This window comes from Vibrio breoganii, assembly GCF_024346795.1.
In the GTDB taxonomy this organism is placed as follows: Bacteria; Pseudomonadota; Gammaproteobacteria; order Enterobacterales; family Vibrionaceae; genus Vibrio; species Vibrio breoganii.
The window spans coordinates 2053908-2066172 of sequence record NZ_AP024864.1; the positions used below are offsets into that span (position 1 = coordinate 2053908).

General features: G+C 46.2%; 11 protein-coding genes and 2 pseudogenes. 3 read left to right on the plus strand and 10 right to left on the minus strand.

The features are described from left to right. Positions 1-52: 52 nt before the first annotated feature. Together OCU35_RS09530 and yfbV are read right to left on the minus strand one after the other, a co-directional pair. The gene (locus OCU35_RS09530) at positions 53-1018 is read right to left on the minus strand and encodes an ABC transporter substrate-binding protein (protein WP_102539003.1); all 966 of its coding nucleotides are present in this window, start codon (positions 1016-1018) and stop codon (positions 53-55) included. A gap of 314 nt (positions 1019-1332) precedes the next feature. Next, the gene (gene yfbV / locus OCU35_RS09535) at positions 1333-1785 is read right to left on the minus strand and encodes a terminus macrodomain insulation protein YfbV (protein WP_026012921.1); all 453 of its coding nucleotides are present in this window, start codon (positions 1783-1785) and stop codon (positions 1333-1335) included. Positions 1786-2115: 330 nt separating this feature from the next. On the opposite strand from yfbV, the gene OCU35_RS09540 reads away from it, so the two are divergent. Continuing rightward, on the plus strand, positions 2116-3312 hold the full coding sequence (locus OCU35_RS09540; RefSeq protein ID WP_102367111.1) for an acetate kinase: 1197 nt from the start codon (positions 2116-2118) through the stop codon (positions 3310-3312). A 94-nt stretch (positions 3313-3406) separates the two neighbouring features. Beyond that, positions 3407-5539 (plus strand): phosphate acetyltransferase, encoded by a 2133-nt coding sequence (gene pta / locus OCU35_RS09545; protein ID WP_017027483.1) that lies wholly within the window; start codon positions 3407-3409, stop codon positions 5537-5539. Positions 5540-5598: 59 nt separating this feature from the next. Here pta and OCU35_RS09550 read toward each other — a convergent pair whose 3' ends face one another. The 4 genes and pseudogenes from OCU35_RS09550 to OCU35_RS19225 form a co-directional block, all read right to left on the minus strand. Then, on the minus strand, positions 5599-5892 hold the full coding sequence (locus tag OCU35_RS09550; protein WP_102562381.1) for a YkgJ family cysteine cluster protein: 294 nt from the start codon (positions 5890-5892) through the stop codon (positions 5599-5601). A 91-nt stretch (positions 5893-5983) separates the two neighbouring features. Next, a complete protein-coding gene (locus OCU35_RS09555) occupies positions 5984-6226 on the minus strand; it encodes a GlsB/YeaQ/YmgE family stress response membrane protein (protein WP_026012920.1) in 243 nt (80 codons plus the stop codon). Positions 6227-6566: 340 nt separating this feature from the next. Beyond that, positions 6567-7016 (minus strand): annotated as a pseudogene (locus OCU35_RS19220) (Tim44 domain-containing protein); the annotation flags it as partial. Positions 7017-7060: 44 nt separating this feature from the next. Next, positions 7061-7442: pseudogene (locus OCU35_RS19225) on the minus strand (Tim44 domain-containing protein); the annotation flags it as partial. 243 nt (positions 7443-7685) lie between these two features. On the opposite strand from OCU35_RS19225, the gene OCU35_RS09565 reads away from it, so the two are divergent. Continuing rightward, a complete protein-coding gene (locus OCU35_RS09565; protein ID WP_017027479.1) occupies positions 7686-8609 on the plus strand; it encodes a YeiH family protein in 924 nt (307 codons plus the stop codon). Between the two features lie 26 nt (positions 8610-8635). Here OCU35_RS09565 and OCU35_RS09570 read toward each other — a convergent pair whose 3' ends face one another. The 4 genes from OCU35_RS09570 to menH form a co-directional block, all read right to left on the minus strand. Then, entirely contained in the window at positions 8636-8836 is a 201-nt protein-coding gene (locus OCU35_RS09570) for a hypothetical protein (protein WP_102322934.1), read from the minus strand. 133 nt (positions 8837-8969) lie between these two features. Then, complete coding sequence (menE, locus tag OCU35_RS09575; RefSeq protein WP_261825267.1) at positions 8970-10403, minus strand: o-succinylbenzoate--CoA ligase; 1434 nt, start codon at positions 10401-10403, stop codon at positions 8970-8972. Positions 10404-10407: 4 nt separating this feature from the next. Beyond that, positions 10408-11403: an o-succinylbenzoate synthase gene (menC, locus tag OCU35_RS09580; protein WP_065209599.1), complete on the minus strand. Its 996-nt coding sequence runs from the start codon at positions 11401-11403 to the stop codon at positions 10408-10410. Positions 11404-11452: 49 nt separating this feature from the next. Continuing rightward, complete coding sequence (gene menH, locus OCU35_RS09585; protein ID WP_261825268.1) at positions 11453-12262, minus strand: 2-succinyl-6-hydroxy-2,4-cyclohexadiene-1-carboxylate synthase; 810 nt, start codon at positions 12260-12262, stop codon at positions 11453-11455. Positions 12263-12265: the final 3 nt, after the last annotated feature.

The window sequence follows — 12265 nt, forward strand, 5'->3', positions numbered from 1 at the left end:
TGCTCTAAGCTCCACAAAGTGGAAAAGCCAGCCCTGAGGCTGGCTAACTTACTTATTTAACTTGGGTAGCTCGAGCTACAACAGACTGAGGAATGCTAATGCCTAGTTTCTTAGCTGCCGTTTCGCTGATTGCGATATCAGATCCTTCGGCAATTTTTACATCTAGTGAGCCTGGCTCTTTGCCATCTAGGATTGCTGCAACATAATCGGCAGTTTGTACGCCAACTTGGTAGTAATCAAAACCTAAGCTAGCAATTGCGCCCTTCTCAACGTAAGACGTTGCCCCGCCAAATACGGGTTTATTAGCTTGGTTAGCTGCGACAATCATGCCCTCAATGGCACTTGCGACCGTATTATCCGTTGGTGCATAGATAACATCAGCTTCTGCAACAATAGCTTGAGTTGCAGACAACACATCCGCACTCTTCAGAGCTGTAGACTCGATAACTGTTAAGCCTTGTTCTTTTGCCGCCGCTTTTAGCAGTTGAACTAGACTCACTGCGTTAGCTTCGCCTGGGTTGTACACCACACCAATGGTTTGTACATCAGGCAATATTTCTTGGATTAGCTGGACGTGCTGAGCCACAGGAGATAGATCAGACAAACCCGTCACATTCTTGCCAGGCTTATCTAAATGCGGAACCAGCTTTGCCCCTACCGGATCAGTCACTGCGGTAAATACAATAGGAATGGAGCGAGTCGCAGACGCCAGCGCTTGAGCGGTTGGTGTCGCAATGCCCACTAAGACATCAGGATTTTCACCCACAAACTGGCGAGCAATCTGCACCGCGATAGCGGGGTTACCTTGAGCGGTTTTATAGTCAAACTCAAGGTTCTTACCTTCTTCATACCCTTTCGCTTTTAAACCATCGAGCAGGCCTTGTCGCGTTGCGTCTAATGCCGGGTGTTCAACAATCTGAGAGACCGCCACTTTAGCTGTTTTTGCTATAACACTGGTACTAGATAGAAGCGCAGCACCGACTAAACATGCGGTGGCAATCATCTTATTTGTCTTCATTTTCACTCCTTGAATCAGCAAATAGAGCTGAATTAAATGTCCTTTTAGAGGATAAAATGAACAAACAAGCATCAAATAACCGTTAATTCGATGTTTCTTTAATCAAAACAGAGCACTCTAGACATCTATTATTACCAGTAAGAGTTAGAAAACAAAAGCCAACAAAGTGACTTAGCTCTCTTATTTGTGGAAATGTTAAGAAAATGTCACAGAAAAAAGCGATTTGAGAGAAAGGATATGAAACGAGGTGAGCGCACTTCATCAAAAAGCACACTCTACGAGGCAAGAAAAAGCCGTTTATAAAGAGAGAGTATTTAGAACCAGCGCTCTAATACGTTTTTATCGAGTTGCCTAAATGCACGATTCAATAGCTGAGCTAACTCTTTGTAACGAGGTTTTGCTTTGGGTGGCTCAAGCGCAGCCCCTGAATCTAAGATCTTTTGATGGATCTCTCGATACCAGTTGGCAAGTGCTGGGGGCAGTTGCGTATTAGAGCGAGTCCCAAGCCACCAAAAACCTTGAACCGGCAAACTAATCGCAAACAGAGCAACGATGATCGCTTGCGATAGTCCTGAGCCATTTTGGAAGGTCAATTGTGTTAATACACTAATAGCCGCAACTGCAGGCATGACTCTTACACCAAAACGAGTGGCAGTAATAATGCGATGCTCAGGAAACATTGGCGAAAGCTCTTTTCGCATGGGCCAAAGATCCATGTACGTCTGACCGTCTTTCAATCTGTGAAGCATTCCGACTTTCTCAACCATACCCAAACCGCTAAAAAAAAGTTGAAGATTTAAAAAATAACCACAAAAAATTGATAAAAGATAAAGAAATTTCAATTTTTTTTGTTATATTTGCCTAATATCGCTATCCTTGTCAGCGTCTCGTCCATAGCATCATGCCTAACTACATATTAGGCGAGAGCAAGGCGTGTTAGCAAGGATTGAAAAACGTATCTTGAAAGGTATATACGGTCAACAAAGGGAAATTGTTGCAATTAAAAACAGAGTAGTCTTTCAACACTGAAACTCGACTACTCTTGAAGACTAAATTCATTCTTTCTGAATAATCAGATGAAATACAGGTAAACAAACATGTCCAAGCTAGTTTTAGTTTTAAACTGCGGTAGTTCTTCTCTTAAATTTGCTGTTGTTGACGCAGAATCAGGAGCAGAGCACCTAACAGGCCTTGCAGAGTGTCTGCACCTTCCTGAAGCTCGTATCAAGTGGAAACTTGACGGTAAGCACGAAGCTCAATTAGGCGACGGCGCAGCTCACGAAGAAGCACTAGCATTCATGGTAGAAACTATTCTTGCTTCTAAGCCTGAACTTAAAGAAAACCTAGGCGCGATCGGTCACCGTATCGTTCACGGTGGTGAGCAGTTCACTCAATCTGCACTTATCACTGATGAAGTTCTTAAGGGTATTCAAGATTCTGCGACTTTCGCACCTCTTCACAACCCAGCTCACATCATTGGTATTGAAGCAGCGAAGCACAACTTCCCTGAGCTAAAGAACGTTGCTGTATTTGACACTGCGTTCCACCAAACAATGCCTTCTGAGTCTTACCTATACGCTCTACCGTACAACCTGTACAAAGAGCACGGCATCCGTCGTTACGGCATGCACGGTACTTCTCACCTATTCATCACTCGTGAAGTTGCAGGCCTACTAAACAAGCCAGTTGAAGAAGTGAATATCATCAACTGTCACCTAGGTAACGGTGCTTCTGTGTGTGCTGTTAAGAATGGTCAATCTGTAGATACTTCTATGGGTCTTACTCCTCTTGAGGGTCTAGTAATGGGTACTCGTTGTGGTGACATTGACCCTGCGATCATCTTCCACCTGCACGACTCTCTAGGCTACACTGTTGATCAAATCAACACTATGCTAACTAAAGAGTCTGGCCTACAAGGTCTAACTGAAGTGACTTCTGACTGTCGTTTCGTTGAAGACAACTACGGCGAGAAAGAAGAAGCAACTCGTGCTATGGACGTATTCTGTCACCGTCTTGCTAAGTACGTTGCGGGTTACACTGCAACTCTAGATGGTCGTCTAGACGCAATCACTTTCACTGGTGGTATCGGCGAGAACTCTGCTCCAATCCGTGAAATGGTTCTTAACCGCCTAGGCATCTTCGGCATCGAAGTAGATGGTGAAGCAAACCTTAAAGCTCGCTTTGGTGGCGAAGGTACTATCACTACTGCCAACAGCCGTATCCCAGCAATGGTTATCTCTACTAACGAAGAGCTAGTTATTGCAGAAGACACAGCTCGTCTAGCTGCTCTTTAATCTTTTAAACGGGTGAGGTCTTCCTCACCCGTTTAGTTTTGGTTCAGCTGTCCCCCAGCTGTGACTTTTTATTACATTTCGAGGTCTTCAGACTATGTCTCGTACCATTATGCTCGTCCCAATTAGCGCTGGTGTTGGTCTTACTAGTGTTAGCATGGGTGTTATTCGCGCAATGGAGCGCAAGGGTGTAAACGTTTCGTTTTACAAACCTATCGCTCAGCCACGTACTGGTGGCAGCCAACCTGACCTAACGTCTACCATTCTTGAATCAGCGAACGATATCAAAATCGGTACTCCAACTCCTATGGATGAAGCGCAAGCGCTTATCCGTAACGAGCAAATGGATGTACTACTAGAAACAATCGTTGAGCGTTTCAACCAAATTAACGATGCAGACGTGACCCTGATTGAAGGTCTTGTTCCAACTCGTAAGCACCCGTTTGCAAACCAAGTAAACGAAGAAATTGCTAAGACTCTTGGCGCAGAGATCGTATTCGTTGCAACCCCTGGCACGTACAATCCATCTCAGCTTAAAGAGCGTATCGAAGTTGCAGTATCTAACTTCGGTGGCAAGAAAAACAAAAACATCTCTGGCGTTATCATCAACAAACTTAACGCTCCAGTAGATGAAGCAGGTCGTACTCGTCCTGACCTATCTGAAATCTTTGACGATTCAGATGCAGCGCATCAAGCAAACATCCAAGCGATGGAAATCTTCAACACTAGCCCAGTACGCGTACTAGGTTGCGTGCCTTGGAGTGTTGAGCTTATCGCGACTCGTGCTATCGACATGGCTAAGCACCTTAACGCAGATATCATCAACGAAGGTGAAATCTCTAGCCGTCGTATTAAGAGCATCACTTTCTGTGCACGCTCTCTACCAAACATGATCGAGCACTTCAAACCAGGTTCTCTACTGGTAACTTCAGCAGACCGTCCAGACGTAATCGTAGCAGCAGCTCTTGCAGCAATGAACGGTGTTGAAATTGGTGCTGTACTTCTGACGGGCGGTTACGACATCCCTAAAGAAATTCAAGGTCTATGTAAGCCAGCATTCGATACTGGCCTACCTATCTTCAAGGCGCAAGGAAACACTTGGCAGACGTCTCTTAACCTGCAAAGCTTCAGCGTTGAAGTACCTGCAGACGATAAAGAGCGTATCGAGTTCGTTAACGAGCACGTTGCAAGCCACATCGACGGCCCATGGATCGACTCTCTAACTGAAGGTGTTGTTGCATCTCGTCGCCTAAGCCCACCAGCATTCCGTTACCAGCTAACAGAATATGCTCGTCGTGCTAACAAGCGTATCGTTCTTCCTGAAGGTGATGAGCCACGTACCGTTAAAGCTGCTTCTATCTGTGCTGAGCGCGGTATCGCAACTTGTGTACTTCTTGGTAACCCAGAAGAAATCCGTCGCGTTGCAGCACAACAAGGTGTTGAGCTTGGCGCTGGCGTTGAGATCATCGACTCTGAAGCAGTACGTGAAAACTACGTTGCACGCCTAGTAGAGCTTCGCTCTAAGAAAGGCATGACTGAAGTTGTTGCTCGTGAGAAGCTACAAGACTCAGTATTCCTTGGTACTATGATGTTGGAAGCAGGCGAAGTAGACGGTCTAGTTTCTGGTGCGGTTCACACCACAGCAAACACTATCGTTCCTCCGTTCCAAATCATCAAGACTGCACCTGATGCGTCTATCGTTTCTTCAATCTTCTTCATGCTTCTGCCTGATCAAGTATTGGTATACGGTGACTGTGCAATCAACCCAGATCCAACAGCTGAGCAACTGGCTGAGATCGCTATCCAATCTGCTGATTCTGCATCTGCATTTGGTATCGACCCACGCGTTGCAATGATTTCTTACTCTACTGGTGAGTCAGGTAAAGGTGCAGACGTAGATAAAGTACGTGAAGCAACTAAGCTTGCTCAAGAGAAGCGTCCTGATCTAGTGATCGACGGCCCTCTACAGTACGATGCTGCAATCATGGAGAACGTAGCGGCTTCTAAAGCACCTAACTCTCCTGTAGCGGGTAAAGCGACTGTATTTGTATTCCCAGACCTAAACACTGGTAACACAACTTACAAAGCGGTACAGCGTTCAGCAGACCTAGTCTCTATTGGTCCAATGCTTCAGGGCATGCGTAAGCCAGTAAATGACTTGTCTCGCGGCGCACTAGTAGACGACATCGTTTACACTGTTGCTCTAACAGCAATTCAGGCAACTCAGTAATTTTTACTGTCTGCTGAAATGAAAAAGGGTCGGTTTATACCGACCCTTTTTATTGGAAGCTAATCTCTCGGTTGCCATTCGTTGCGACACTCATACGAACCCATCTCGAATTCGCGGCAAATCCATGGGCGGTTTTCATATATCGTGCACATCATGGTCTCTCTATCCACCGCAGAGCACCATCCGTCATCTAGACGAAGCATGGTCTCCCCTCCCCACTTATCCCTTGCTATGTGCTCTTCAGGGACGCCTGTATCGGTAATGATCATTACTTCTAATCGACAGCAACAAGCGCGACAAGTATTACAACTGACTTCGGGCTCAGACTCTTGCTTAACTGGGATAGTATCCATGGCACTCTACTTCTAAAAATCTTGCCGCATCATACGTCAATTACACCGTGATATCGAAATGTTCTGCCGATGCAGGCGCACTAAAGGCCCTTTAAGCCTTTTTCACTAAACCAACAATGTACAGTAGCAACACCGCACCTACAGTAGACATCACCAAAGACCCCACTAGGCCACCAGCGGTCAAGCCCAAGATCTTAAAGATAACACCACCGAAGATTGCGCCAAGAATACCGACCACAATATTACCGACCAAACCAAAGCCGCCGCCCTTCATAAAGTTGCCAGCGAGCCACCCCGCTAGCGCACCTATCAACAAAAACAGAATAAAGCCCATAATGTGGATACCCTCTTGTTGTAATCAGACTGTAAGGTTAGTTGAGGATTGGCGGGATGGAAAATAGGTCTATTGGGAGTGTGTTCGGATCTAAGATGCTGGATAGCCACCTTGTGGCTTCCAGCATGACGAAGGGGTATAGGAACTACGTACAATCAATTCTAAATATCAGGTCATTCCAGCCCGACTATTTACGTCATTCCAGCCTTGAGCTGGAATCTTAGCGCACGCCGAGCCAATCACTGACATCCACTAGCCTAATGGAACAACCCCTATATCCAGACGAAAAAAAAGCCTGAGCATAGCTCAGGCCTTTGAAAACACGTTAACGCCAGTGGAATTAGTTAGCTTGAATACCAACAATCAACCAAGGTGCGTTTTGCTCTGTCAGGTCACGCTCAAGGTGCCAGATATCGTTGATATCTTCTTCCACGCCTTCAATGGTGTCGCGGTAACGGCCAGAGAACTGCAGGCTAAGTTGTGCCTTGCTAGCATCGTAGTCTGCACGAACAATTTCAGCATCCACAAACATCACATCAGTGTGTTGCTCACCTTGCAGTGAAGCTCGCTCAGATTTCAGGTCGTCGAACAAACTTGCCGATACATATTCACGAATCGTCTCAAGCTCATTATGGTTCCATGCGCCCTGAAGGATGCGGTAGTGCTCACGTGAGCCGTTCACAAACGCTGCATGGTCGAAACCCGGCGGGTAGTTGTGTGGCACATCAGATTGCGCAGTGCTACCAAATCCAGTACCTGGAGCAGGCTGCGAGAACGGTTGAGGCTCTGCTTCCTGTCTGAACTGAGTGTTGCCTTGTGGGCCGTTTGAGTAAGCCGCGCGTTGCTGATTCATGCTACCGGCTTTCGAGCCCAGCATGCCTCGCAAGAATTTAAATGCAAAGAATGCAATCAAACCCATGATCAAGATATCCATAAACTGGATACCTTCAAATGCTCCACCAAAGAACGCAGCAAGAAGACCGCCTGCTAGTAGTCCTCCCATCAAGCCACCCATTAAACCACCCTTGCGAGAAGTTTGTGTGCCCTTGTTGTTCAGTGAATTAGTGTTTGTAGGTTGAGCCTTTGGTGCAGGTGCTGTTTTAAAGCTCTTACCGAAAGACTTACCGCCGCCAAATCGCTTAGCTTCAGAAACCGGTGCGTACACCATAGAAACTGATACTAGCAATACAGCCATAATCGAAAAAATGCGTTTCATATTCTCTCTTTTGTTTTTAAGAATCCGCTCAATATTACCTATTAGAGTTCAATATTTGAACTTAGTTTCGACATTGAGTTGTTAAAGTTTATTGCAATATCGCACTGGATCACACTCTTTTTAATCACCACATGGAATATACGTTATTTTGTATAGAACTTTGAGTACTAAAAAGCACATAAATTCGCGAAATTTAGTGGCGCTCGTTATCATAAAGGACTGAATTTCCAAGACATCGAATCCATGCAGCAGTTCTCTAAGTCCCATATTCCATTTTTCGTGGTGTTAGTCCTTTGCTTCACTCCGTGGTTGCAATCTCCTTCAGCCCTCGTTTTAGGATTAATTCTCTCACAGCTCGGTTGGGTTCCAACCAATGTTCCTCTTGCCAAGTGGACCAAAAAGCTGCTGAGCTATTCAATTATTGGACTCGGTTTTGGGATTTCCCTTTCTGAAGCGTTTAAAGCAACCTCCAGCGGGATCGGCCTTATCGTTACCACTATCTTTGTTACGCTGATACTGGGCACCTGGATCGCTATCAAGATAGGCCTAGATAAGAAAACGGGCTACCTCATCTCTAGTGGTACCGCTATTTGTGGTGGCAGTGCTATTGCCGCAGTCTCGCCTGCAATCAATGCCAATGCCAATCAAACTGGCTTAGCGCTCGCAGTGGTCTTTGTTCTTAATTCCGTGGCGCTGTTCGTATTTCCTGTCATTGGTCATGCTCTGAATCTAGATCAGCACACCTTCGGGGTTTGGGCTGCCATTGCTATTCACGATACCTCATCGGTTGTGGGTGCTGCTGGCGCATACGGCGAAGAAGCGCTAAGAACCGCAACCACCCTGAAACTTGCTCGGGCATTGTGGATCATCCCTGTTGCTCTTGGCAGTGCATGGTACTTTGGAAAAGGAAAACAGAAGCTACAAATCCCAACCTTTATATTTCTGTACATTGCAGCGGTGGTGGTCAGTGATCTTTTGCCTCAGTTTGAGACCCTTTATCAGATGACCTTCTCTGTCGCTAAGCAAACACTGGTCGCATGTTTATTCTTGATTGGTTCTGCAATCTCGTTGGAGCAAGTCAAAGAGGCAGGGCTGAAACCCCTATTATTTGGTGTAGGGTTATGGCTGGCAATTTCTATTGGTACGTTGGTATGGTTACTTTACTAACTATTCGGTTTTAAGCTGGTTTTAAGCTAAAGCACCTTGTCATAGTGGCTCGGTTTAACACGAGACAACATACGATGACTGCTTTTTTGGGCATTAGTGCGACCAAACTTGATAGCAATACTGAGCACTAAAACGAAGCCTACTGCCACAGCGATTGAGCCGACAAGACCGTTAGTGAAGAGTGCGATAGTAAGGGATAAAGCCACTAGAGCCCACAGTACATACATAATTCATTCCATTTAGCGAAGGGAGGTTCTTCCTTCGATTCCTTAGTTACTGGAATAGAATTATGACGCCATGCGAGGAGATTAAAAAATCACCTTTTGCTCTAAGTCATAACAAAATGATGTTAAGTGGTGATTATTGCCGTGTGCGAAGAAGCCAGTCTCTCAATTGTGCCCGAGAGACCTTAATGCCTTGCCCAAGCAATTGAGCAGGTATGGTGTGATACGCGATTGGACGTTTAAAGCCCTGCAAGTGAGATTGGCACAACGTATTAAGTTCAAGCTTGAAGGAAGCGCTTAGCTCTGTTCCGTCAAGTGATAGAGCGGCAACAGGTCGATGCCCGAAGACCCTATCCGCAACAGGCACAATAAAGGCTTGTTGGACACGGGGGTGCTTAAGCAATACTCTCTCTATCTCTTCACAATGGACGTTCTCACCACCAGAAATAAACTGGTTGTCCGCTCGCCCAAGGATCACTAACTCGTCATTGCACCACTGCCCAAGGTCCTTGGTATCAAACCAGCCATCAATTAACAAAAGCGGATACAGTTTGCCCTTTCGCCAGTACCCTGCGGCTAAAGTATCTCCACGAACAAATATTCGTTGGTCCTGCACCTTAAGTTGTCGATGAGGGAGGACTTTGCCTGTTGTATCATTTTCATCCACACGCTTAGCTGTCACCGTGGACGCCATCTCAGTAAGGCCGTAGCCTGCCCAAGTATCAACTCCTCGCTCCTTAGCTAAACTCGCCAACTGGTGCGGTATGATGGCTCCGCCAAGCAACACCCGCTCCAGCTCAATGTTTTTGTTTTCTTCTAGCACCCTCAGCAATTGCGTTGGCACCATCGAGGTATGAGTCACCCCATCAAGAGCCAATCCTTTTCCTTGTTTCAAACGCAGACAACAACCGCTCAGTAGCCATCGCCACACTATGGCAAGACCAGAGACATGAAAAAGAGGCAAAGATAGAAGCCAAGTACTGGTGTGATCAAAACCAAATTCGTCTTTTAACCCGCGAGCAGAAGCAAGGTGGCTTTGCGCCGTATGCGCTACAGCCTTAGGATCTCCCGTCGAGCCAGAAGTAAAAATCAAGCTCGCAATGTTAGATGAACAAAATTCACCGTAACGCGGTTTGTTCATATCTGTCGGTTCAGAGAAATCAATAACGAGGGTGTTTGGAAGTGCAGCGGAGTGATCTTCGATAGAAGGACAAACAAAGCATGCCGAACTGCTTAGTATTGCACTTCGTTTCATCAGTTCCGTATGAGGAAGAACTGGTACAAAAGCCACAATGATGCCACTTTCCAAAGCGGCTAGATAAACCATTAAGCACTCAAAAGAACTGTGAGCAGTCACAACCAATAATACATCGCCGCTTTCTAGGCCTTGAGAAAAAAACTGCTTTTGAACACTGACAACATAGCCTGCTAACTGATCCCAAGCATAGTTATGAGAGGCGGTTTGTAGTGAAGGCGTATTTACAGTAGTTGGCTTTCCTCCCCCTTCCCCATCAGGCGATCTGCTCCAATAGGAAAGAGGTGAGCAAAGTTCAAAGTTGGGCGCTAACAAAAGGCTATTCCGCGCTCTGGTGCCAAACTAGGGTTTGAGAGCTAAGACTTCTCACTGGCAGTTCACTGCCGGGCCACGGCGTATGAAGCTGCTCTTTAAACAGTTGTAAGGTATCTAAACCCGGTGTGGTCATTGGCGTAAATTGATGAGCAAAGCGAGCCAGCTGATCGAGCCCTAAGCTCGATTCGATACTTGAGCTGACCACTGCCATTAGACCTGCAGCTTGCGCCTTTTCAATCAACTGAATGCAACGCTCAATATTGCCAATCAGCATTGGCTTGATCACAATGGCTTTCGCACCGGTTAAAGACTCCAAATGGAAGTCTGGATTCATTACACCGTTTTGCAGTGTCTCATCCCAACCAATAGCAATGCCGGTTTCAATAGCGAAGGTTAAGCTATCTCCAGGAGCACGGCAGGGCTCTTCAATGTACTGAATGCGCGAGCGCTGTGATGGTTTGATTTTTTTTGCAAACAGCTTTGCTTTATTCAAATCCCAAGCTCGGTTGGCATCAAGCCTAAGTTGTAAATCAGGCACCGATTCCAAAAACAGGCTGACCAACATTCCATCACGAATAGGCTCATACAGGCCCACTTTGATCTTAGCCACCTTGTCACCCTGCATCGCATCAAGCGCTGGGATCAAGTCGTCAGGGTCGCCATTGCACAATGGTGCCGCTTGATAGTTTCCCTCTTCACCCAGTAAGCCTTTCAATTCATATTCGGCCATAGATAAACCGAATGCTACAGAAGGGTACTGACAGGTGCTATTTAGGGGCTCACCTGCAATCCACTTTTCAAGCCTAGCAACAACCTCGACAAACGCTTGGTCCATGCTTTCATGGCTAAATCCAACTAGGGGGGCAACTTCACCATGGCCAACTCGGCCATCTTCAAATAGTTCTACAACCCAACCTTCTCGTTGGGTCAATCGTTGTTCACGCAATATAACACCGCTATCCATCTCTAACTGATAACGGTACAAATTAGCTTTTCTCATAATTATTGTTTCCTAAGCCAACATTGGTGGAAGCACCAATCGGGGGGCATCATAACGAGTCTGTGTCTCTAAGGGATAAGAGCTGAGTCAATTTTTTGGCATATTTGTTAGGTTGATCCTTATGAGCATTATGTCCGGCCCCCGAAACTACTTCATAATCAACCTTGCTAGACTCATACAACCGACAAAACTTCTCGTCATTCTCTCCTGCAATATAGTAGATCTTATGCTTTGAGCTTTGCAGTGATGGTAACAAGTCGTCTTGTTTAGCCAGCGAAGTCGCCGACATTACCTCGGCCAGCGCCTCACCATTGTTGCTTAAGCGTTCTTCAATCAGCCCTTTTCTTTGCTCAAAAGTCAGTGACGAAAATACGCCCTGCTGATACCAATCATCGAGCGCTTCATTGAGGGGATGCTCTCTAAAACGCGCAATCCAACGGCAATCATTTTCCCATCGTGACTCTATCTCTGACTCTTGTTGCAGACCAAAGTTTCCGCCCTCGATCACAAATCCGGCAATAGAACATTCATCGGCATCAAGCTCGGCAGCCAAATGCATCAGTAATCGCGCTCCAAGGGAATACCCTACCAAGAACAAAGGAGTGCCGTCGTCAAGCAGGATTCGTAGCTGTTCCTTTATATCATCGACGAAACCTTTGAAATCTTTAGGACATGTCTGCTTAGCGCTGCCGTGCCCGGGAAGGTCTAAGGCATACACATCAACACTCTCCGGAAGATATTGAACCACGGGCTTCCAATCAGCACGGCTCCCCAAAAAACCATGCACAAAGACTAGGCGCGCCGTCGGTGTGCTTGCTAAAGCCTTAAGAGGGGATAATGACGACGTTTTATTACACAAGGG